We start from the raw sequence: 20,858 nt of genomic DNA, 5'->3' as shown, positions 1-20,858 counted from the left end.
AAAGCTGCCATAAGATTGAACGGTTTTTCTAAAACCTATATTTTAAGAAATTAAGAAGAGCCATTGGCTCGAAACATATTGGAGAGCCGGATTTTAATCCGGTTTAAAATATCGAAATAGAAAAAGATCCGTTGGATTAACCAATATTCCCGTTTTTTTAAAAGACCGCAACAAAAGCACAAGATTGAATGGTTCTTCTAAAACTTATGTTTTAAAAAATTAAGAAGAGCCATTGGCTCGAACATATTGTAGAGCCGGATTTTAATCCGGTTTTAAAATGTCGATAGTAAAAAGAGATCCATCGGATCGACCGATAATAATCAGATTTTTAAAAAAACCAAGTTGCTACAAAAATCGCTGTAATAACGCAGATCAAATCTACTAAAAGCATGGTTCCTAAAGCATAACGCGTATTTTTGATATTAACCGATCCGAAATAAACTGCAATTACATAAAAAGTACTTTCGGCACTGCACTGAAAAATACTGCTTAGTCTGGCTGTTAAAGAATCAGCACCAAAAGTATTCATAGAATCAATTAAGAAACCGCGTGAACCAGCTGAGCTAAACGGACGAAGCATAGCAACCGGCAAAGCATTTGTAATTTCTTTGCTTACGCCCATGTTTGAGAATACAAAAGCAATTCCGTCGCTGATAATTTCAAATAAACCGCTGTTTCTGAATAGTGAAATCGCAACCAGCATTCCTAAAACGTAAGGAAAAATCGTAACTCCGGTTTTAACCCCGTTGTTGGCGCCTACAACAAAAGTGTCAAAAACAGTTGTGTTGGCTTCAGAGAATTTCTTTTCGTTTTTGAAAGAGAAAATCAGCGTAAAAGCAATAATAGCAATTAAAATTAATCCTGAAAGATTAGAAGTAAAATAGTTCTTTCCAATTAAGTCAAGATGATTTACATACATTAACAAACCAATAATAGCCGCAATTAATCCCATTAAACCAATTAAAAGCGAAGCACTTTTAAAGTTGATTTTTTGTTTAACTCCCACAATTAAAAAAGCTGCAATGGTACCAATAAACGAGGTAATAATACATGGCAGCATAACATCCGCAGGATTACTTGCGTTTGCAGCAGCGCGATATCCAATAATTGAAGTGGCAATTAAAGTTAAACCCGACGCATGAAGACACATAAACATAATCTGTGCATCGCTGGCTTTGTCCTTATCGGGATTTATTTCCTGAAGACTTTCCATGGCTTTAAGACCAAAAGGCGTTGCAGCCGAATCTAATCCTAAGAAATTGGCAGCAAAGTTTAAAGTCATGTACGATATAGAAGGGTGATTTTTAGGAATACTTGGAAAAACCTTTACAAATACCGGACTTAATACTTTTGCCAGATTTCCAGAAGCGCCTGAAACAATTAAAAGTTCCATAAGACCGCAGAAAAAAGCTAAGTAAGCAATAAGAGGCAGAATTAAATCGACTAAAGTGCTTTTACAAGTTGGTAAAAGTCCGTCTGATTTTTGAAGACCGCTGTAAATTTTTACCGTTTTGTTTTTATAAACATAAGTCGTGTCGGCATTTAGCGTGTCACGATTGATAATCATGGTTTGATCCGGTGCTTTTTTAATGCTGTCTTTAATGAAAGCAGGAAGCTGTTCGATATATTTTTCAGAAACAAGAATTGGATCGTCCTTTTTTCCATTTAAAACAGAATCAATAGTATAAGTATTGGCTGTAAATAAGCTTACCACAATAAAAACAATCGAAGAAATAAAAATGACTAACCAAAATCTGCTCAATACCATAATACTATTTTTTTGTAAATGTAATTATTTAGACATAAAATGCATAAAGATTTTGTTTAATGAAACGGGAATTATAAGATTTTGGGTTTGGTTGATGTATCAAAATTTGATTTTTTTGATGTCACCCCGCTGGGGCTTATATTCTTTGTGTGATTATAATGCTATAAATATGTCGCTCTTCCAGAGCTATTTTTATAACGCTGAAGATAACTCCGGAAGAGCAACATATTTGTAGAACTCCAGCTGAGCGAAATATAATTATTCAATCACAACTTTTGTCTGCAGATAATTTTCAAAAGCTTTTATTCCTTCAAATAAAACTTCTTTTTTAGAACTCTCGGTTTCATTGAAAAAATCCGTTTCTATTTTTGCGTGATCTTTTTTAATGGTTCGTTTCCATATTCCAATTACTTTTCCGTTTTCTAAAATTATGGGTTTAAAAATACCATTATTGGTAAAAACTTTCGATTGATGATCTGCCAAGAAAGAAGCTTCGCGTGTTTTATAAGAAATCAAAATTTCATCAAAAGCGGGAAGAAAATGAACGCTTTCAATAGATTTATTATTGTCAAAAGCTTGATTTTTAAAGTAATAATATTGGTTTTCAATCTCAATAGAATTTAATTGCAACTTAATTGCGTTAATAGATTTTAGGCAGATTGTAGGCGGAAAACCAGACCACCAGGAAAAATCTTGTAACGTTGCCGGACCGTGACTTTCAAAATAACGCAAAGCGAGTTTTGCAAGACCTTCTTCTTTTGTGAGTTTTGAATTTGGATTTTTTACACGTTCTTCAAGAAGTGCATAAGTGATTTGTTTGCCTTTCATTTTTCCGTTGCACACCAAACCGTCCAATTCTGCATGCATTATAATCGCGGCACTAAGAAAATCCTCTTTCGAAGTTTTCTTAATATCGAGTTCCTGCATGATTTCGTCTCGGGTTAAATGATTATTTCCAGATAATAACTTTTGTATTGAATGAAGAGTTTTGTCTAGTTTTTGAGTATCAAAGCCATATTTTTTGGCGGCTGAAATTGTAAAACGTTTTACCTGAGGAGCAGATAAATCAAGCATCCAATAAATATCTTCGGCTGCAACAAAGTGCCAGGTTGGTCGTAAAATATGAGTTCGGATTATTTTACCTGAGTTTACAGCTTCTTCGATTTCTTTTTCAGAAGCTTCACATCTGCAGCCAACTGCCCATTTTGCCATTGCATAATCCTGAGCCTGCATTGCTCCAAAATGTTTTACAATTTCCTGCGGCGAGCATTTTTCTACATTATACAGTTTTTGTGAAACCATTCGATGATGTGATATTTCTTCACTTTTCATATTCTAAATAATTTAAAAACATTAAGTTATATTAATTTACTTAAATAAAAACTTATGATCTCAGAATTTCACAACCTTAGCAGCAAGAATAACTATACATGAATAATTTCATCTTCAATCAGCAGATCTTCTCTGCGAAGGCGAAGGAAAATCTGCGCTACGGCAATGGTATCTTTTTCACAATAGGTAATAATTCGGTCTATGTCTTTTTCGACATAAAAAACATTTGCAACCTGACTACCGTCGATATCGCCTTTTGGAGATGGAATACCCAGAATTTTAGTTAAGAGTTTTAAAGATGTAAAATGTTTATAGTCACCAAATTTCCATAATTCTAAAGTATCTAAATGCGGGACTTCCCACGGTTTTTTTCCAAATAAATTCAATTTATCCGGAATAGGCATTTGGTTAATAATCATTCGTCTGGCAATAAACGGAATATCGAATTCTTTCGAATTATGTCCGCACATTAAATGCTGAGGCTGATTAAAATGATTGTTAATCAGGTTAGAAAAGTCTTTTAAAATTTTCTTTTCTTCACCAAAAAACGAAGTAACCCTGAAATTACGAACATCACCTTTAATCGTGAAATAACCGACAGAAATACAAATGATCTTTCCAAACTCAGCCCAGATTCCGGCACGTTCATAAAATTCTTCAGGGGTAAAATCGTCTTTTCGCTGATATTGCGTTTTAATATCCCATAAAGACTGCATTTCTGCATCTAGCGAATTGAAGTTTTCCTCTTCGGGAACTGTTTCTATATCAAGAAAGAGAATGTTGTTGAGATTTATTTTTTCAATCATATTTTTTGAGACTGCACGAATTACTCTAATTTCCGTTGATTCTTTTTCGAAAAGAGAACACAAAACAAAGGAATTATCTTACTTTATTGTTTAAGCAAAAGTATTTAAAATTAGTGCAAATTAGTGTAATTCGTGGCTAAAACTAAAATAAACTTTGTTGCTGCGAAGGACTTTCATGTTCCAAAAGCCATTTTTTTCGGGAAAGCCCGCCGGCATAACCTGTTAGAGATCCGTTTGTGCCAATAACGCGGTGACAAGGAACGACAATCCATAACGGATTTTTACCGTTTGCCGATGCTACAGCACGAATTGCTTTTACATCACCCAGCTTTTTGGTCTGATCCATATAGCTGACTGTTTTTCCATACGGAATTTCCAATAGCGCTTTCCATACTTTCTGCTGAAACTCTGTTCCCTGCGGATTTAGTTTGAGATCAAAATTAGTTCTTTTGCCTTCAAAGTATTCATTTAACTGCAAAACTGCATCCTGTAAAACTTTTGGAATAGTTTTCGAAACCTCATTTGTTCCCACATCTGAAACAGAAATTACCGCAATGCCGTTTTCATCTCCAATGATTTTGGTGATTCCTAAAGGCGAATTGATATATACTGTTTCCATATTTTTTAACCGCAATGGTATTAAGGTTTATCACAAAGTTCGCAAAGTTTTTTTAAACGATGTTTGTTTCAAACTTAATAATCCTCCAGTCTAAATTTATAATTTAAGACGGTTTCCACTTTTTCACTAGAAATTATCTTTTTAATGTTCGATTTTTGAGAACTAAATTTAGGTAAAACCAGATTTAAGTCTTTTGCTTTTTGAGTATAAAAGTCTTTTCTTGTTGGGTGAAAAGGAGCAGAGGCATTAAAAACTTCATTCCATTTCGATTGGTTTATGATTTCTTCTATGATTTTGATGCAGTCATTCTGGTGAATTAAATTTACCGGAGCGTCGCCATTTTCCAGATTTTCTTTTCCGGCCAAGAACTTAACAGGCTGGCGATCTTCGCCAATTAATCCGCCAAATCGAAGAATAGTGGTTTTAAAATTTTTGTTTTCGAGTAATACGTTTTCAGAAATTAGTAATTGTCTGCCGCTTTCTGTTTCTGGAATTGCGGTTGTTTGTTCTGTAATTGTTTCGTTTTGATCTCCATAAACCGAAGTCGAACTTACAAAAAGAACTTTTGAAACAGTAGATTGTTCTATAAACGAAATTAAATTTTTTATTTTTTGTACAAATTCCATTTTTGCAGCTGTTTCTAAATCAGCAGGTTTTCTGCCTAATTTGGGCGGAATGTCAATAATAAGAATTTCGCTTTCGGCTAAAAAATCAATGATATTTTCAGAAATACTTTCGCTTTCAAGCGTAACCAAAAACGGATTTATTCCAGCTTCTTTTAAAATAGCAAGTTTGTTTTCTGAAGTTGTAGAACCGTTTACTAAATGTCCTTTTTGAATTAGTCTTTTTGCTAAAGGAAGACCGAGCCAGCCACAACCTAATATGCTTATTTGTTTCATTTTTTATGGTTCAAAGTAACAAAGGTACAAAGATACCGAGGTTTCTTTTTGATGTTTTATAGATTTAAATCTAAAGTAAATCTCACTTTGTCTTTGCCTTTTGCACCAATTCTGTTGTAAAACTTAATGGCTCTTTCATTAAACTGAGGTGTCTGCCATTGTATGTTAACACAATTGTTTTTGGTTCCGATTTCTTTTAGTTTGTTGATTAAAACTTCGCCAATTCCAAAACTTCGTGCTTCTTCTTCAAGAAACAAACAATCCATGTATAAAAAATGGGCAGCATCCCAGGTTGAAAAATCAAAAGTATACGACGTATAACCAACAACAGTTTCTTTTGCAGCCACTACCAAACAGTACAATTTCGGATTTTTACCAAAAAGCGCTTTTTTCAAGCCTTCTTCTTTTCCTTCAGGAGAAAATTCGGCTTTTTCAAATTGGGCGTGTTTTTCTAATAGTATAATTAGTTTGGGTAAATCGGTTATTTCGCAGTTTCTTATTAAATATTCCATAAAAGGTTAATTTCGGTTTGTAAAAAATTGATAAAATGCTCAAAGTATTCCGGAAGATTTTCTTTGGCTCGTGTGGCGATAAAATGTTTCCGTTTTAGGCCATTTTTACCCACTTTTACGGCTTTAATAGAATTATTCTTTAAATGTGGCTGTAATGCCCATTTTGCCATTGACATAACGCCCATTTCTGCTTTTACCATTTCGAGAGAAGCTTCGGTCAATGGAAGCGGTGTAATTTTTCTTGGTGTTACTTTGGCTGGAGCCAAAAAAAACTGATGTATGGTAACCGTTTCCAGCGGAAGCGAATGGATTAGTAAATGTTCGTTTACGAAGTCTTCGGCGACAACATATTTCTTATCGGCCCAGGGATGATTTTCAGAAACCACCATTACAACTTCATCCTGAAACAATTCGGTATATTTTATATTGCTGTCTTTAGTAATATCGCTTACAATGGCAATGTCTATGGTGTTGTCCAGAAGTTTTTGAAGCGGAATATGCGTGGCTTCGGTTATAATTTTAAGTTCGATGTTGGGATATAAAAGATGAAATTGTTTTAAAACCGACGGAAGCCAGTGATACCCCGAGAAACATTCGGTACTGATTCTGATTTCGCCGTATTCGCCAAAAACCATTTGCTTAATCTGCGATTGGGTTTCTGAGAGTTTGTGAAGAATTTCATTAGCCAGTTCGTAGATTTTTTCGCCCGCTTTGGTCAAAACCAATTTTTTGTTGGTTCTTAAAAAAATGGCCGTACCTAATTGATGTTCGGCTTCTTTCAGCTGATGACTTAATGCCGATTGTGTCAAATGAAGTTTATCAATAGCTTTTGTAATGCTGCCTTCTTCAACAATTGCTTTTATCAATTTTAAATGACGTATTTCCATTTTGCGAGGATTAATACAACAAAGTAACAAAATTTTGAAGTGGCTTTACATGAAAAAAACTAATGCGTTTCATGAATTCTTTTCGTTTTTATGGTGTGGATTGATAATCTACTTTTGGAAAACAAAATCATTAAAACACAATTAAAATGGAAGCACAAATTAAACATTACGAGAATAAGTTAGCTTTTGAAATGGATCCTTCAGATTTGTTTGATGCACTTAACAACGGTGAAAAAGTAATAGCTCTTGATGCCAGAAAAGCTTTTGGGTTTGAAGCAGAACATATTCCGAATGCCATAAATATTCCGCATCGCGAAATGAATGCAGAATCCACCAAACATTTAGACCGCGATATTTTGTATGTGACATATTGTGACGGAATTGGATGCAACGCGTCGACAAAAGGTGCTTTGAATATGGCGAAACTGGGTTTTAAAGTGAAAGAATTAATGGGCGGTATCGAGTGGTGGAAGTTTGACGGTTATGCAACCGAAGGCACAAAAGGAAAAACGGAAGGTCTAAAATTTGAATGTGCTTGCTAAAAGCAAAAAAGCAGACTTCGATTAGAAAGTCTGCTTTTTTTATTTTTTGAAATTTAAATTACGGTTGTACAACCGGTTTTAAACTGTCTTTTACAATTGTGGCACTGTCTTTAATTGGTGCGGGCTGAATTGGCGGATTAACCGGAGGTGTATATCGTTTTATTTTCTGCTGAATCATTACGGCATCATTTAAAACAAAAGGTGTCGGCATCATCCAGTCGCTTCTTGGTTTTACTTTTAAAAGTGGATTTGTCATTAAATCAAAAGAACTTTCAATTAAATCCATATCAAAAATAGACGATTTGTTGATATAGAAATCCATTACAAGTGGTTCATTGCCTACAACATAGTAGCATAAAAGTTTCATGCCGTCTCTTTCCAGACGATTTCCTTTTGCGTCAGAAGTCGAAACTCCGTTTGCTTTAAAGTTGTAAAACGTCATTTTTGGATTGGCATAAATATCGTAACGGTTTACTTTTCTATTTGGCGTAATCTTGATTTGTAAATATCGGTTATTGCCCACAACACTGTCTTTTAAGAAAGAAATGGTTGGTTTTGGAACTTCTATAACCGGAGCAATAGCGCTGTATGTAAATCCAGAATTGTATTTACTGGCAATTGGCAGACTGTTTAATCCAACCGCTTTTTGTGTTTTTTCGCCTAAATACGATTTAGTCCATTCATCAAGATTTACGTCGTAAGTTGCCCAAACAGCAGAATTGGTATTGGCATTGTAAACATATAACAAACTGTTGGATTTTGCTTTTCCATGTTCGTAGTTGGAATGATATCCTGCGTAAATAAAAAATCCTATAGAAACAGCAAAGAAAACCATGATCCATGCACCTTTTTTTGCAAAAGTGTTGAATATTGGCAATAATAATCCAAAAAGCAGAACCGTTAAAATTGCGCTTCCAAAAAGTATTTTTAAACCTAAACCAATTGGAAACATTACAATAAACGGCGCAACAATGGCTAAAGCCGGAATGCTGAAAAGCAGATTCATTCCTAAGCTGTAATGCTGCGTGAAAACAAAAATACCAAACAAAAGAATTCCAAAATATACCGGAATAATTAAAAAACCTGCGCCAGTTAAGCTGTTTGCTAAAAATCCGTTTATGATAATCCAAAGGATAAGCGGCGAGATAAAATGGTTCATTGTTATTTTAGCATCAGAAAAATGATGGTAAAAAGCGAAACATATCGCAATGCTTAAAGTTACAAAGGCGCCAATGTAAGCGTGGCCGTTATAAGTAAAGCCGTTTAACAGATCTGAATACTGCGGATAAATTTCTAAAATGATTTTCCATCCTAAAAATGTAACCAGACCAGCAATAATTACAGAACCTAAAAGCGGTACAAAACCTTTGAATATTTCTCTTACAGAAATCATTCTTTTGGCTTTTCCAATGAACAGGAAAATTACCAAAAGCCCAAAAGCGATTAATGTCATTGGCATTACCCATGAAAAAGGATAGCTTATGAAAGAAAACGGAGCACTGAAATAAACATAATCTTCTGTTGAAGCGGTTTGATTTAAATCAGCGTTTGCAAAGTATTTTAGTAACGGCATTAAGTAAGAACCCTGATGAGCGAGTGTCATTTTGTTTAAATGCTGCACATCGTCCTGTTGTGTGTGGTAATTGTAATGTCCGTCGATAAAAGCGAAATTAAATCCCTGAATATTTCCCTGCTCTCTAAAAACAGTTAAATCAGTATCGTTAGGAAGCATTTTGTAAATGCTGTACATCAATGAGTTTGATACTGGATAAGAAGGTTTTGCCTTAGTGAATTCTTGTACAAGTGCCTGATTTCCCTGATTGGTTTCCATCAGCATATAACTTGGCCCCGAAGTTCCTCTTGCTTCAAAATTTAAAACTAAACCAACATCTTTTGCCCATGGATGTTTGTTTACAAAAAGCGCTGCTCCGTTTAAACCTAATTCTTCAGCATCTGAAAAAAGAATAATGATATCGTTTTTTTGAGGTTCTTTAGCATATAAAAAAGCTCTGATTCCTTCAAGAATTGTAGCAACTCCAGATGCATCGTCGCTGGCACCTTTTGAAAACGAATGCGGTGCACTGTCGTAATGTGAAAGAAGTAAAAGTGCTTTTGTGTTATTGGTTCCCTTAATTCGGGCAAGTATATTTTTAGATTTTACCAGAAGACCTTTGTCATTAAGTGTGAAACCTTCCTGAACACTAGTCTCTAGTCCAATTCTGTTTAGCTCAAGTTTAAGATAATTAGCTACGAGCTCGTGATTGGTTGAACCTACATAATGAGGTTTTTGTGCTATAATTTCAACCTGATTTAAAGCTCTTTCTGTAGAAAAATCAGCGAGAGCTTCGTCATTTTTTGAAATGTATTGAGGCATCATCGTCGCATAAATAATAGCTAATAATGCTAGAATGCAGATTATTGCGAGAATCGAGGTGGGGTTTTTTCTCATGGTAAATACATCTAAATTTCTTTTTTAACAAGCATATAATAATCATTGTCCAAAGACCTGTATCCCTGGTCATACAGGAAATAGTAGGTATTGCCTGTTTTGGTCTGCAAGATATTAGTAAAGAAATCAAAATCAAAGCCTTTGTTAATCATTTTATCCCTTGTTGCCTTTGATTTTCCCTCAACATTCAGCTCTGATAAAATACGATAATTTTTTCGTAGTTTATTATTTACATTTCTCATGTAATTATTACTGTCTTTGTTTATTTTGTTGTTGTAGGCATTACGGCAGCCATCTGAACAAAACTTTTTATCTTCCCGTCCTACAAGTTTTTCAGAGCATTCAAGACATGTTCTCATTATTTGGTTTTGTTAATTTGATATAAATCTTTTCTTCGGTCTTTTAAGATTCGTACGCTTCCATGTTCATGCAGATTTTTCAGCAAGTTAAGATCAACATCAACAATTAGAGTCATTTCTGTATTTGGAGTGGCTTCGGCTTTAATTCCGTTACTTGGAAAAGCAAAATCAGAAGGCGTAAAAACAGATGCCTGTGCATATTGAATATCCATATTGTTAACTTTTGGAAGATTTCCAACACAGCCGGCAATTGCCACATAACACTCGTTTTCTATAGCACGTGCCTGCGAGCAGTGTTTTACTCGGGTATAAGCATTTTGAGTATCAGTTAAAAATGGAACAAAAAGAATATTCATTCCTTCATCTGCCAATAATCTTGAAAGTTCCGGGAACTCGACATCATAACAAATCAAAATTCCAATTTTACCACAATCGGTATCATAAGTCTTAAATTCAGAACCACCTTTCATTCCCCAATGATGGACTTCGTTTGGTGTGATATGAATTTTATAATACATTTCAGAAGTTCCGTCCCTTTTGCATAAAAAGCCAACATTGTACAGAATACCGTTTTCAAGATGCGGCATACTTCCGGTTATAATGTTGATGTTGTATGAAATAGCAAATTCCTGAAAACGCTTTCTAATAGGTTCTGAATGTCGGGCAAGTTCACGAATCGCTTCCGCTTCAGATAAATGATTAAAGTCGGCCATTAATGGTGCTGTAAAAAGTTCCGGGAAAAGAGCGAAATCACTTCCATAACCTGAAACAACATCAATGAAAAATTCTGCTTGTTCAAAAAGGGCTTCAACATTGTTCAGCTGACGCATCTGCCATTGAATTAATCCTAAACGAATAATACTTTTTTCAGAATTAATCAACTTAGGACTTTCATCATAATAAACATTGTTCCATTCCAGAAGAACAGCAAATTCTTTAGATTCTTCGTCGCCTTCCAGATAGTTTTTAAGTATTTTAAGCACGTGAAAATCATTGCTCAGCTGAAAAGAAAGCACCGGATCATGAAGTTCTTTGTCTTTTACTTTTTCGATATAATTTCTTGGCGAAAACTTTTTGGCATACTGGCTGTAATTTGGAATTCTGCCTGCAAAAACAATAGCTTTTAAATTCAGTTGTTCGCAAAGTTCTTTTCGGGCATCATATAAACGTCGGCCTAAACGCAAGCCACGATAATTTGGATGAATAAAAACATCAATCCCGTATAAAATTTCACCGTCAGGATTATGGGTCGAGAATGTGTAATCACCAATAATTTGTCTGTAATTGTGTCTTTTGTCAACCAGTTTTTCATCTACAATAAGTGATAATGCCGAGCCTACCACTACGCCGTCGACTAAGATTACTAACTGTCCTTCGGGAAATATTGAAAGTAATTTTTTTATATCGTTTGATCTCCAATAGGAGTTGGCCATTTCTGGATACGATTCAACCATTGAATTTTTCAATTGTTTGTAATCTTCAAATGCAAGGTTTCGTAACTCAACTTTTTTAATTTCTGTCTGCATATATGTACGATTTATCTCAAATATAGCAAAAATAAATTCCATTTACAAACGCTTACAAATAATTACAACCGAAAGTAAATAGTTTGTAACCGAATATTTTTTGCGGGTTGGCGCAACTTTGCAACGTTGAATTAATCAACAATTTTATATGAACATTTAAATAGTATACGCCATGAATGCAATGAAAAACAGAGTACAATTAATTGGTAACGCAGGTAACGATCCTGAAATTAAAACATTAGAAAGCGGTAAAAAGCTGGCTCATTTAACAATCGCTACAAACGAAGTTTACAGAAATGATAAAGGCGATAAAGTAGAGCAAACAGAATGGCACCGCGTAACAGCGTGGGGAAAAACAGCTGAAATTATCGAAAAATATGTGGTAAAAGGTAAAGAAGTTGCCGTTGAAGGTAAATTGACTCACAGAAGCTACGACGACAAAAACGGAGAAAAAAAATACATTACAGAAGTGGTAGTAAATGAAATTTTACTACTTAGTAAATAATCTTTGATAAAACCACGAAAGTAAGTATCAGTAAAAACAAACCCGACAGGTTTTTAAAAAACTGTCGGGTTTAATATTTTAATGTTTATAAAACTGAAGCACCGTTTATATCTGTCGACAGAACTTCGCTCATATAATCGAAAAAAGGTCTCATGTGTATGAATGTCTGCAATGCCTGATCTAAAAACTGCGGGCTCAATACTTCCTCGTCAGTAAAACGTTTTATGATTAAAAACTGTTTAAAGCGCAGTAGATCTATAGCTTCATGATCTGCATCAAATCCTTTTGGTGTAGTTTTAAGCTGTTCGCCCTGCAGAGTTCCAAAAGTTTCAATGAAAGTTTTCGAATTTAAAATTTTTCTAAAAGATTCATGATCGTGGGCAAACTCACTTCTTATACGTTTTAAATCGGCTGCATTGGGTCCCCAGAAACCGCCGGCAAAAAAGCTGTTTCCTTTTTCAAGATGGAAATAGTAACCACCGCGTCGCGCACTTGTTGCGCGAGTGTAACTTCCTCCCCAAAAAGTCTTAAACGGAGTTTTGTCTTTAGAAAAACGAATGTCACGGTAAATTCTGTAAACACTCTTTTTACCCGATTGTGTTTCCAGAACATCGGTTTTAGAAAGTTCTTTGAGCAGAGCATCTGCAAAGTTTTGAATGTGGTTTAATTCGATTAAATATTTCGGTTTATTTTCGTCAAACCACGGTTTATTATTGTTGTTTTTAAGTTTATGTAAAAAATCAAGACTTGATTTGGGTATCGCAACACTGTTTTTCATAATTAGATAAGGAATTTTTTAAAAACCAGAAGACGAATGTAAGTAAAATTAAAAACCCACCAGATTTCTTGGTGGGTTTTTTATATATCGTTAAGCAGTTTTTTTGATTAAATCAAACATAGGACAGCGTGTGCAGCGTTTCTTTTCGCTTTTTTTATATTTCTCGCAGCAAGAAGATTTACAATTTTCAATCTTCTTGATTTTGTCAAGGATATCTTTATTCTTTTTTTTCTTTTTATCCTTTTTCTTGTCCTTGTCTTTTTCTTTCTTGCCCAATTTTCCTCTGTATTAGTAAAAACAGAGACAAATATAAACGAAAAAAGTTATTTTTAAGCGTTCTAAATAAACTTTAACTTTTTTATTTTGGATTAATAGCAATTGAACTCGTAACTGTTAATTGCTGAATATCACGGTCAAACAAGTAAAGTCCGCCTTTATCATCGCCAATTAAGTTGATTTTATCTAAAATAGATTTAGCCGTTGCTTCTTCTTCGATTTGTTCAGAAACATACCATTGTAAGAAATTATGTGTTGCATAATCTTTATCTTCAAAAGTAATGTGTACTAATTCGTTGATCGATTGTGAAACAAAAAGTTCATGATTGTAAAGTTCCTCAAACATTTCTTTAAAAGTAGAATAACTTGTTTTAGGCGCTTTTAAATCTGTAATCTGAGCATGTCCTCCTCGTTCGTTTACATATTTTACCAATTTAAGCATGTGCGCACGCTCTTCGTCTGACTGTGTGTACATGAATTGAGCTATTCCTTCTAATCCGTGTACTTCGGCCCAGCAAGCCATAGAAAGATAGGTTTGAGAAGATTCTGCTTCTATGCGGATTTGCTTATTTAAAGCTGATTCAATATTTTTTGATAGCATAATGATGTCTTTTTTGTAAAATTAAAAAAAATAATCCAAACCCTTTTTTCAAACCCTGAAAACATTGAGACATTGTCATAAAATCTCAATAGCCTTAACGGGGTTTTATAGACCCAAACGACGCCGGATTTGAGAATATCGCCTTATTCATGATTGGATTTCCAATGTCGTTTGTAAAACCATCAGTAAATTTTCGCATAACAAGCTGTCTTAATGCAGAATCATAATAACTTAAAATGTAGAAATCTTTAAGTTTTAGTGTGTTTTGCAATGTGATATTCTTGCTGATATTTAAAAAATAGTATAAGTTGTCTGTTGCTAAAGGTTCTGGCTTTTCATTTTTTACAAAATCTAAATTTTTATTTAGCATAGAATCAAAATAAACCATTTTGCTTTGTGTACGCATACCCGGAAAATTTAAAATTTCCTCTTTGCTGTATAAATAATCAGTATCTATGTATTCTATGTAACCACCAAGGGTAACCAAATTATTTTCACCATTTTTAGTTACAGAAACCCCGGCACCCAGGTTTGCTAAGTTCCTAATAAATTTGGCTGTGTTTTTTATTTCCTGAGGTCGGTTATTATCTGTCTGAACTAAAAAAGGAGAGTTTTTAAACCGAATTGTATCGTTTTTTGATGCGGTAAAATTTTTAATACTATTTCCGGAATCAAAATCTTTTATATCAAACAAAAATTCTTCTTTATTGGCAGCCAGCTGAAATAACTTTTTGTCGTAATAAAATGAATTTGCGGTTTGAGCAGGATTTTTAGAAACAGGCAGATTGAAAAACTTTTCGTTAACATCTGAAGTCTCCAGATTAAGATCGAAAACTTGTGTTTTTTTAGAATTATAATCCAGCGTTAAAATGATATGATTATCCAAAACATACATTTTATTGATTGCAGCAGCTTTATCTAAAGGATTAAAATCATTTAAATCCATTTTTTGGATGGGGTAGTACCGAATAAGAGTACTGAAAGAAAAACTTTTGCCTCCTCCATTCTGAAATGCGAAAGAAGAAAAATCAAACATCTTTATTTCGCAGTTTCCATTATCAAATTTATAAAGAAGAAGATGCTGCTGGGCTCTTTCTTTTGCCAAAAGATAAAAAGCATTATCTTTTTGAAATGAGGTTATAATGTATTCAAGATTATCGGGAAAATCAAAATTTAGTGACCTCGAAGTTTTAGCTTCAGGGAAATATTTGACAATACGTATATTTCTCAAATTAAATGAAGCCCAATACAACAAAGGATTTTTGTCTTCGCCAATACTGTAACCTATTAAATCTCTATTTAAAGCAAATTTGATAGAATCAGTAAACTGAGTGGTAAGGAATAATGCTTTATTATATTTTAAAATGGTAGTTTTTTTATCATCTGATGCAAAAACATAAACATCATGGGTTTTTACATCTTCGGCATTTAGAATCTGCCCTTCATCTAAAGGGTTATTTAAATTTAAGGGAAAAGAGTTTAATACAGTTTGACCTATCAGTACTGATTTAGAGAGTAAAAGCGAGATAAGTAATAGTTTTTTCATGAATTTCTAAGCGTCAAATATCATTCCAAATTTAACGAAATAAACTGTATGTAATTTCAGTAGAGCAGAATAGGAGTCGTTTTATAATTAAAGAAACAAAAAAAAGTCCTTAAGAAATTTCTTAAGGACTTGATTTTTAATGATCAGAAAAAATTAGTTTACTTTAAAAGTAACTCTTCTTGCTAATCTTCTAGCTTCTTCTGAATCTTTTTGAATTGAAGTATCTGCTCCAGAAGCCACAACATTTAATCTTGAAGATGCAATTCCAGCTTTTTCAAAGATAGTTTTTACATTGTTTGCTCTGTGGTTAGATAGTTTTTCATTGTATTCAGCTTTTCCAACTTGGTCAGCATATCCAATAATATCAAGATTTGCAGATGGATTTTTTCTTAAGTAAGTTAAAACCACATCAATCGCAGCAGTTGAATTTTCAATTGGAGTTGCTTTGTTAAAATCGAAATAAACACTGTAGTATTTATCGTTGATCATTTCTTTAACAATGTCTTTATCGCTTACTACATTTGTTGTTGTTGTAACCGGTTTTTCTACGATAACTTGTTTTGATTGAGGAATGTTCTTGATTTGATTTTCAAGATCAGCAATTTTGTTGTCGTAATCTCTAAGATCAACATTTTCAGAAATTACGGTCCAGTCTGCATGCTTAGCATTTTTACCTAAGTAAATGTTTAAACCAACAGTTCCGTTGAACATTAATCCAGAAAATCCTCTGTTGCCGTCAAGATAAGCACCATCAAAAGAACGGTCCTGAGAAGCGTTTAAGATAGTAGAGAAGTCTCCCGTTAAAGCGATTCTGTTTGATAATCTTATTTGTCCGGTTACACCAGCAATAAAGTTACCCATTTCGTCTGATCCTCTAAAGCTGTCGCTTTTTAATTGAGCGTAACCAAAACCAGCATGTCCTAATAAACCAAAAGTGTTAGTCCACGTTTCAAAATTCATGATACGGCCTAAGTTAGCAACTGCTTGTAAATCTACTCGGTAGTATTTTGAATCAAAATCGATAGAACTGCCTTTTGCAGTAAAACTATTGTATCCAAAATCTGCCTTAAGACCAAATTTGTTGTTAAACATATAACGAACTCCTAAGTCTCCAGTCCAGGGACCTAAAGTGTTAGTTGCATAACCTGCAGAAAATGGTCGCTGAGGTTTAGTTAATCCCCCTGATAATTCTACAGACCATTTGTTATAGCTGTCTGCAGTTTTTTCTGTTTGCGCATTTACATGAATTAACCCTAAAGCAAACGCCAGAGTAATAACAATTTTTTTCATTGTAATTGAGTTTTAAAATTTTCCTCAAACCAACGAATTTATTGCTGCTTACAATGTCCAGTAAAAGACATTAGAATATTAAAATAAGGTAAAAATGTAAGATTAATGCTATTTCCCATTCATGACTTCCTGAAAATTATCTACAAAGCGTCCTACATGCATTCCGTCCATTAAACCATGGTGAACGTGCACTGACATTGCGATAGTTCGTTTTCCGGTTTCTGAAGTTATCATTTTTCCAAATGATATTTTTGGGCAGCTGTCTGGAAATGTGAAACTTCGGGCGTGTGTAAGCGAAGTAAAGTTTATCCATGGAATTGCCGAAAAATGAATCAGATTATCATCTTCAAAAGATCTTGTAAAAAGGCCGGTTGTGTTTTGAATGCGCTCGATTTCTGCCAAAGCATTTTTTTCGAAAATTCTAAAATCAGGATTGTACTCCATTAAAGAAAATCCAAAAGTTCCGTCTTCACGTCCAATTGTAGCCGAAGCATCAATTCGATCGTTACTATAAATCTTGCCTTCGGAAATTCTGTATTTAAAATTTTCGACTGAGTTTACGGCAGTTAAAGTTTTGTGCAAGTAGAAAATAAAGAAAGAAGCGTTTAATTCTTTGGCCGTTTTATAGGCTTTTGTACAGTCAATTTCGACAGTAACGCCAAAAAAAGGTTCTTCCATTCGGCTGAAATGTTCAAAATGTTCTTTTCTATTCCAGTTTTCTAAGTCTAAAAGTGTTTTCATTATAGTAAATTATGGACTACCTCAGTAATCTTTTCAAATGAGCTGAAATGTTTATGCTCGACTTTGTGATTTATTTTTTCGTGTTCCCAAGTGGTATGAAACGGAATATGAACGGCATATCCGCCAATTTCCAAAACTGGAAGAACATCTGATTTTAATGAATTTCCAATCATTAAAAATTCGCTTGACTGAATTTCTAAACGTCCCAGCAGTTTTTGATAATCAATCTGTTGTTTGTCTGACATCACTTCGATATGGTGAAAATAATGTCCTAAACCTGAACGATGCAGTTTGCTGTGCTGATCTTTTAAATCGCCTTTTGTGGCAACAACCAGTTTATATTTTCCGTGAAGTGCCTGCAGTGTTTCTTCGACTCCGTCCAGAAGTTCTATTGGTTTTTCAAGCAGTTCTTTTCCGTATTGAATGATTTTGCCAATAACTTCAACCGGAATAGTGTTGTTTGAAATATTCATGGCCGCTTCAATCATTGACAAAATATAACCTTTGATTCCATATCCATATAATGGGAGATTGGCAATTTCAATTTTAAATAATTCCTGCGAAATGCCCTGATGCGAAAGATAATCTTCCATCAAAGCGCAGAATTTATGTTCGGTTTCCTCAAAATAAGGTTCGTTTACAAATAAAGTATCATCGGCATCAAACGCGATTACTTTTAAGTTTGGTATTTTGCTTTTATGTAACATGGTTTTTTGTTTGAAGTGTGTTTTGTTTCAGGTTTCAAGTTCTTGACACGAATTTCACCAATTTATATGCATTCATTAAAAAAGATTAAAATAAATCCGCTCAATCTGCGTGATCTGCTTGAAACTTTTTTTGTCTCGAATTCCTCGAATTTACACTAAATTTTTATGTTATGAGTTCTTTGAAAACAGTCTTTTTAAAGAAATAGTTTTATCATAAAACGTGATTCGGATTCCGAAAAGTAAAATGATACCGCCGAAAACCATTTGTAAAGTTATTTTTTCTTCTAAAAACAACCAAGCCAAAATGGAGGTAATTACTGCCTGACTTAATAAACTAAGCGAAACTCTCGTTGCGCGCATGTGCTGTGTGGCATAACTAATCGAAAGCCACGCACACAATTGGCAGATCACGGCCTGTAAAATTAATACAAACCAGCCGGTATCAGAAAATCCGGTGAAGGGTTCGTTTAGCGAATAACATAAAATTCCCAAATAAATACTGGAAGCCAATAAACTAATTGTCATAAACGATAATACATCAACCTGAGATAACACATTTTTGCTTACCAAAAGGTAAATCGAATATAAGATTCCTGATAAAACAGCAAACAGAAAGGCTTTATCGAAATTTAAATCGATAAAAAACTCAAATCCAACTAAAGTTATCATTCCGAATAAAGCCACGAGAGTTCCAATCCAGAAATTCGTTGCAGGTTTTGTTTTCAAGAAGAAAAATGAACCTACACCAACCCAAACCGGAGATAAATTAGTAAGCAGAGAAGCCTGAGTCGCGCTTGATGCCTGAATGGCGATATTCCAAACCGCCACATCTGAGGCAAACATAACGCCGCAAAGTGCTGCCAAAAGTGTGAATTTTAAACTTGGAAGTTTAAAGTTTTTACTAAATATAACGTAAGGTAATAGTAAAGTAACTGCAAAAGCCATTCTGTAAAAAGCCGAAATTAATCCCGGAGTTAAACGTAATTTTACCAATATTGGAAAAATTGAAATGCAGAGAATACCGCAGATTAGAGCTAATCTTGGTTTGGTAATTTTCATTGTATTTTATTCTTGTATTATTTTTCAAAGATAGTTGAGAAAGCGAATATTTTGAAAGCAAAAAACGCGAATCAATTAAAAATATTAACCAATTCACGCTTTTTTTATTTTAAAAAGTAAAAGTTTATTCTTTATCCTCTACAACTTCTGCTGTTGCTGCCGAAGGAGCTTCTGGAATATCTTCGCCTTTTAAATACGTTGGTAAGTTTAATCCGGCCATGTTGAATAAATCATTTAATGGCGGCACGGTTTTCATCATGCCCGAAACAAAGTTGGCAGTTGAACCATTTTCGCCCTGACCATTTCCAGAATCCCAAACCGTAATTTTATCGATTTTAATATTTTTAACGGCTTCAACCTGCGTTTTAACAAGTTCAGGAAGTTTTTCTAATAATAAAAGCTGGAATGCTTTGCTTGGATCTCCGCCTGCAGCAGCAACAACATCTTTATAACCTTCTGCCTGTTTGGTTAAGATTTCAAAAAGACCTTTTGCTTCGGCTTCCATTTTAGCGTAAATCGCATCGGCTTCACCTCGTGCATTTTCTCTAATAGTTTCTGCTGCTGCCTGAGCTTCAATAATCGCTCTTTGTTTGGCAATTTCGGCAGGAACAACAATGTTTGCAATTTGTGTAGAACGCTCTCTTTCAGAACGTGCAAGCTCGGCTTTTTGTTCTGCAAGATATGATTCTTCAAGTGCTTTTGCTTGTTGTACTTTTTCTGCAGCAATTGCAATACGCAAAGATTCTGCTTCTTTTTCTCTACGAATTGCTTCAGAGTTTGCGATCGCAATTTTTGCCTCGTTTTCTCCCTGAATCGCAATAGCGTTGGCTTCAGAAGTTTTTACCCTTGTATCTCTTGCCGCTTCTGCTTTACCAATTGTTTCATCTTTAGAAGCAGTAGCAATACTGATTTCTTTATCTTTTTGCGTAATGGCGATTTTTACGTCACGGTCTCTGTGTGTTTCTGCGATTTGAGTATCTTTTTCTCTATCGGCAAGAGCCTTACCAATTTCCCCGATTTTCTCCTGCTCGGCAACGCTGATTTTTGCTTCGTTGATTGCTTTTGCTGCAGCTTCTTTTCCTAAAGCTTCGATATAGCCAGATTCGTCTCTAATATCGGTAACGTTAACGTTGATTAGTTTTAAACCAATTTTCTTTAATTCGCTGTCAACGTTTTTAGAAATATTATCAAGGAATTTATCACGGTCTGAGTTGATTTCTTCAATGGTCATAGTTGCAATTACCAAACGCAATTGCCCAAATAAAATATCTTTTGCCAATTCCTGAACTTGTTCATACGACAAGCCTAATAATCTTTCGGCTGCTGTATTCATACTGTCTGATTCTGTAGAAATTGCAATTGTAAATCGGCAGGGAACATCGACTCTAATGTTCTGACGGCTTAATGCATTGGTTAAATTGGCTTCGATAGAAAGCGGTTTTAAATCCAGAAATGCATAATCCTGAATTACCGGCCATATAAAAGCACCGCCTCCGTGTACACATCGTGCCGATGTGCCGCCGGTGCGCCCGTAAATAACTAAGATTTTATCTGAAGGACAGCGTTTGTACCTCGATATTAATGCCGAAATGGTTACGAATAGAACTATTGCCGCAACTGCAATTAGAATAATTGGATTCATTATCATTTTATTTA

At 34.4% G+C, this 20,858-nt stretch carries 20 protein-coding genes; 2 read left to right on the top strand and 18 right to left on the bottom strand.

Annotated elements, in window-relative coordinates:
• Positions 1 to 328: 328 nt before the first annotated feature.
• The 7 genes from ABD859_RS04900 to ABD859_RS04870 all read right to left on the bottom strand — a co-directional run bounded on the left by ABD859_RS04900 (position 329) and on the right by ABD859_RS04870 (position 6,823).
• A complete protein-coding gene (locus ABD859_RS04900) occupies positions 329 to 1,768 on the bottom strand; it encodes a nucleoside recognition domain-containing protein (protein WP_345141058.1) in 1,440 nt (479 codons plus the stop codon).
• A 258-nt stretch (positions 1,769 to 2,026) separates the two neighbouring features.
• Positions 2,027 to 3,100 carry a winged helix DNA-binding domain-containing protein gene (locus ABD859_RS04895; RefSeq protein WP_345141055.1) on the bottom strand — a complete coding sequence of 358 codons (1,074 nt, stop codon included), beginning with the start codon at positions 3,098 to 3,100 and terminating at the stop codon, positions 2,027 to 2,029.
• Between the two features lie 92 nt (positions 3,101 to 3,192).
• The gene (locus ABD859_RS04890; protein WP_345141048.1) at positions 3,193 to 3,906 is read right to left on the bottom strand and encodes a 3'-5' exonuclease; all 714 of its coding nucleotides are present in this window, start codon (positions 3,904 to 3,906) and stop codon (positions 3,193 to 3,195) included.
• 142 nt (positions 3,907 to 4,048) lie between these two features.
• Positions 4,049 to 4,525, bottom strand: a complete 477-nt coding sequence (locus tag ABD859_RS04885) for a methylated-DNA--[protein]-cysteine S-methyltransferase (RefSeq protein WP_345141045.1) — start codon at positions 4,523 to 4,525, stop codon at positions 4,049 to 4,051.
• 74 nt (positions 4,526 to 4,599) lie between these two features.
• Entirely contained in the window at positions 4,600 to 5,424 is an 825-nt protein-coding gene (locus ABD859_RS04880; RefSeq protein WP_345141042.1) for an SDR family oxidoreductase, read from the bottom strand.
• Positions 5,425 to 5,480: 56 nt separating this feature from the next.
• On the bottom strand, positions 5,481 to 5,936 hold the full coding sequence (locus ABD859_RS04875) for a GNAT family N-acetyltransferase (protein ID WP_345141039.1): 456 nt from the start codon (positions 5,934 to 5,936) through the stop codon (positions 5,481 to 5,483).
• Positions 5,924 to 6,823, bottom strand: a complete 900-nt coding sequence (locus tag ABD859_RS04870; RefSeq protein ID WP_345141036.1) for a LysR family transcriptional regulator — start codon at positions 6,821 to 6,823, stop codon at positions 5,924 to 5,926. Before ABD859_RS04870 ends, ABD859_RS04875 begins: the two co-directional genes overlap by 13 nt.
• A gap of 146 nt (positions 6,824 to 6,969) precedes the next feature.
• Between ABD859_RS04870 and ABD859_RS04865 the strand changes: the two genes are divergently transcribed.
• On the top strand, positions 6,970 to 7,365 hold the full coding sequence (locus ABD859_RS04865; protein WP_345141033.1) for a rhodanese-like domain-containing protein: 396 nt from the start codon (positions 6,970 to 6,972) through the stop codon (positions 7,363 to 7,365).
• A gap of 58 nt (positions 7,366 to 7,423) precedes the next feature.
• Here the strand turns inward: ABD859_RS04865 and ABD859_RS04860 are convergent, their stop codons facing one another.
• The 3 genes from ABD859_RS04860 to ABD859_RS04850 are packed head-to-tail and all read right to left on the bottom strand — an operon-like array spanning position 7,424 to position 11,699.
• Entirely contained in the window at positions 7,424 to 9,814 is a 2,391-nt protein-coding gene (locus ABD859_RS04860) for a M28 family peptidase (protein ID WP_345141030.1), read from the bottom strand.
• Positions 9,815 to 9,825: 11 nt separating this feature from the next.
• The gene (locus tag ABD859_RS04855) at positions 9,826 to 10,173 is read right to left on the bottom strand and encodes a hypothetical protein (RefSeq protein ID WP_345141028.1); all 348 of its coding nucleotides are present in this window, start codon (positions 10,171 to 10,173) and stop codon (positions 9,826 to 9,828) included.
• Positions 10,173 to 11,699, bottom strand: a complete 1,527-nt coding sequence (locus ABD859_RS04850; RefSeq protein ID WP_345141026.1) for a carbon-nitrogen hydrolase family protein — start codon at positions 11,697 to 11,699, stop codon at positions 10,173 to 10,175. The genes ABD859_RS04855 and ABD859_RS04850 overlap by 1 nt, the downstream gene beginning before the upstream one ends.
• Before the next feature lie 172 nt (positions 11,700 to 11,871).
• Here ABD859_RS04850 and ABD859_RS04845 point away from each other — a divergent pair, with 172 nt between their 5' ends.
• Complete coding sequence (locus tag ABD859_RS04845; protein ID WP_345141024.1) at positions 11,872 to 12,204, top strand: single-stranded DNA-binding protein; 333 nt, start codon at positions 11,872 to 11,874, stop codon at positions 12,202 to 12,204.
• A gap of 85 nt (positions 12,205 to 12,289) precedes the next feature.
• Here ABD859_RS04845 and ABD859_RS04840 read toward each other — a convergent pair whose 3' ends face one another.
• The 8 genes from ABD859_RS04840 to ABD859_RS04805 all read right to left on the bottom strand — a co-directional run bounded on the left by ABD859_RS04840 (position 12,290) and on the right by ABD859_RS04805 (position 20,844).
• Positions 12,290 to 12,982 carry a DUF2461 domain-containing protein gene (locus ABD859_RS04840; RefSeq protein WP_345141022.1) on the bottom strand — a complete coding sequence of 231 codons (693 nt, stop codon included), beginning with the start codon at positions 12,980 to 12,982 and terminating at the stop codon, positions 12,290 to 12,292.
• A 358-nt stretch (positions 12,983 to 13,340) separates the two neighbouring features.
• Positions 13,341 to 13,859: a ferritin gene (locus ABD859_RS04835; protein ID WP_345141020.1), complete on the bottom strand. Its 519-nt coding sequence runs from the start codon at positions 13,857 to 13,859 to the stop codon at positions 13,341 to 13,343.
• 94 nt (positions 13,860 to 13,953) lie between these two features.
• Positions 13,954 to 15,405 (bottom strand): hypothetical protein, encoded by a 1,452-nt coding sequence (locus ABD859_RS04830; RefSeq protein WP_345141018.1) that lies wholly within the window; start codon positions 15,403 to 15,405, stop codon positions 13,954 to 13,956.
• 153 nt (positions 15,406 to 15,558) lie between these two features.
• On the bottom strand, positions 15,559 to 16,695 hold the full coding sequence (locus tag ABD859_RS04825) for an OmpA family protein (protein ID WP_345141016.1): 1,137 nt from the start codon (positions 16,693 to 16,695) through the stop codon (positions 15,559 to 15,561).
• 108 nt (positions 16,696 to 16,803) lie between these two features.
• Positions 16,804 to 17,436, bottom strand: a complete 633-nt coding sequence (locus ABD859_RS04820; protein WP_345141014.1) for a CatA-like O-acetyltransferase — start codon at positions 17,434 to 17,436, stop codon at positions 16,804 to 16,806.
• Complete coding sequence (locus ABD859_RS04815; protein ID WP_345141011.1) at positions 17,436 to 18,143, bottom strand: HAD family hydrolase; 708 nt, start codon at positions 18,141 to 18,143, stop codon at positions 17,436 to 17,438. The genes ABD859_RS04820 and ABD859_RS04815 overlap by 1 nt, the downstream gene beginning before the upstream one ends.
• Positions 18,144 to 18,311: 168 nt before the next feature.
• A complete protein-coding gene (locus tag ABD859_RS04810) occupies positions 18,312 to 19,202 on the bottom strand; it encodes a DMT family transporter (RefSeq protein WP_345141007.1) in 891 nt (296 codons plus the stop codon).
• 124 nt (positions 19,203 to 19,326) lie between these two features.
• Positions 19,327 to 20,844, bottom strand: a complete 1,518-nt coding sequence (locus tag ABD859_RS04805; RefSeq protein ID WP_345141004.1) for a flotillin family protein — start codon at positions 20,842 to 20,844, stop codon at positions 19,327 to 19,329.
• Positions 20,845 to 20,858: the final 14 nt, after the last annotated feature.

The sequence above is a fragment of the Flavobacterium ginsengiterrae genome (genome assembly GCF_039539785.1).
GTDB lineage: Bacteria > Bacteroidota > Bacteroidia > Flavobacteriales > Flavobacteriaceae > Flavobacterium > Flavobacterium ginsengiterrae.
This window is presented reverse-complemented; position numbering and strand designations above follow the sequence as displayed.

What these genes read in the sequence shown, in the direction of transcription:
- ABD859_RS04880 (WP_345141042.1), bottom strand. Translation starts at nt 5,424, where the DNA reads ATGAAACAAATAAGCATATTAGGTTGTGGCTGGCTCGGTCTTCCTTTA.
- ABD859_RS04895 (WP_345141055.1), bottom strand. Translation starts at nt 3,100, where the DNA reads ATGAAAAGTGAAGAAATATCACATCATCGAATGGTTTCACAAAAACTG.
- ABD859_RS04845 (WP_345141024.1), top strand. Translation starts at nt 11,872, where the DNA reads ATGAATGCAATGAAAAACAGAGTACAATTAATTGGTAACGCAGGTAAC.
- ABD859_RS04840 (WP_345141022.1), bottom strand. Translation starts at nt 12,982, where the DNA reads ATGAAAAACAGTGTTGCGATACCCAAATCAAGTCTTGATTTTTTACAT.
- ABD859_RS04810 (WP_345141007.1), bottom strand. Translation starts at nt 19,202, where the DNA reads ATGAAAATTACCAAACCAAGATTAGCTCTAATCTGCGGTATTCTCTGC.
- ABD859_RS04830 (WP_345141018.1), bottom strand. Translation starts at nt 15,405, where the DNA reads ATGAAAAAACTATTACTTATCTCGCTTTTACTCTCTAAATCAGTACTG.
- ABD859_RS04825 (WP_345141016.1), bottom strand. Translation starts at nt 16,695, where the DNA reads ATGAAAAAAATTGTTATTACTCTGGCGTTTGCTTTAGGGTTAATTCAT.
- ABD859_RS04885 (WP_345141045.1), bottom strand. Translation starts at nt 4,525, where the DNA reads ATGGAAACAGTATATATCAATTCGCCTTTAGGAATCACCAAAATCATT.
- ABD859_RS04870 (WP_345141036.1), bottom strand. Translation starts at nt 6,823, where the DNA reads ATGGAAATACGTCATTTAAAATTGATAAAAGCAATTGTTGAAGAAGGC.
- ABD859_RS04865 (WP_345141033.1), top strand. Translation starts at nt 6,970, where the DNA reads ATGGAAGCACAAATTAAACATTACGAGAATAAGTTAGCTTTTGAAATG.
- ABD859_RS04890 (WP_345141048.1), bottom strand. Translation starts at nt 3,906, where the DNA reads ATGATTGAAAAAATAAATCTCAACAACATTCTCTTTCTTGATATAGAA.
- ABD859_RS04875 (WP_345141039.1), bottom strand. Translation starts at nt 5,936, where the DNA reads ATGGAATATTTAATAAGAAACTGCGAAATAACCGATTTACCCAAACTA.
- ABD859_RS04835 (WP_345141020.1), bottom strand. Translation starts at nt 13,859, where the DNA reads ATGCTATCAAAAAATATTGAATCAGCTTTAAATAAGCAAATCCGCATA.
- ABD859_RS04850 (WP_345141026.1), bottom strand. Translation starts at nt 11,699, where the DNA reads ATGCAGACAGAAATTAAAAAAGTTGAGTTACGAAACCTTGCATTTGAA.
- ABD859_RS04820 (WP_345141014.1), bottom strand. Translation starts at nt 17,436, where the DNA reads ATGAAAACACTTTTAGACTTAGAAAACTGGAATAGAAAAGAACATTTT.
- ABD859_RS04805 (WP_345141004.1), bottom strand. Translation starts at nt 20,844, where the DNA reads ATGAATCCAATTATTCTAATTGCAGTTGCGGCAATAGTTCTATTCGTA.
- ABD859_RS04860 (WP_345141030.1), bottom strand. Translation starts at nt 9,814, where the DNA reads ATGAGAAAAAACCCCACCTCGATTCTCGCAATAATCTGCATTCTAGCA.
- ABD859_RS04900 (WP_345141058.1), bottom strand. Translation starts at nt 1,768, where the DNA reads ATGGTATTGAGCAGATTTTGGTTAGTCATTTTTATTTCTTCGATTGTT.
- ABD859_RS04855 (WP_345141028.1), bottom strand. Translation starts at nt 10,173, where the DNA reads ATGAGAACATGTCTTGAATGCTCTGAAAAACTTGTAGGACGGGAAGAT.
- ABD859_RS04815 (WP_345141011.1), bottom strand. Translation starts at nt 18,143, where the DNA reads ATGTTACATAAAAGCAAAATACCAAACTTAAAAGTAATCGCGTTTGAT.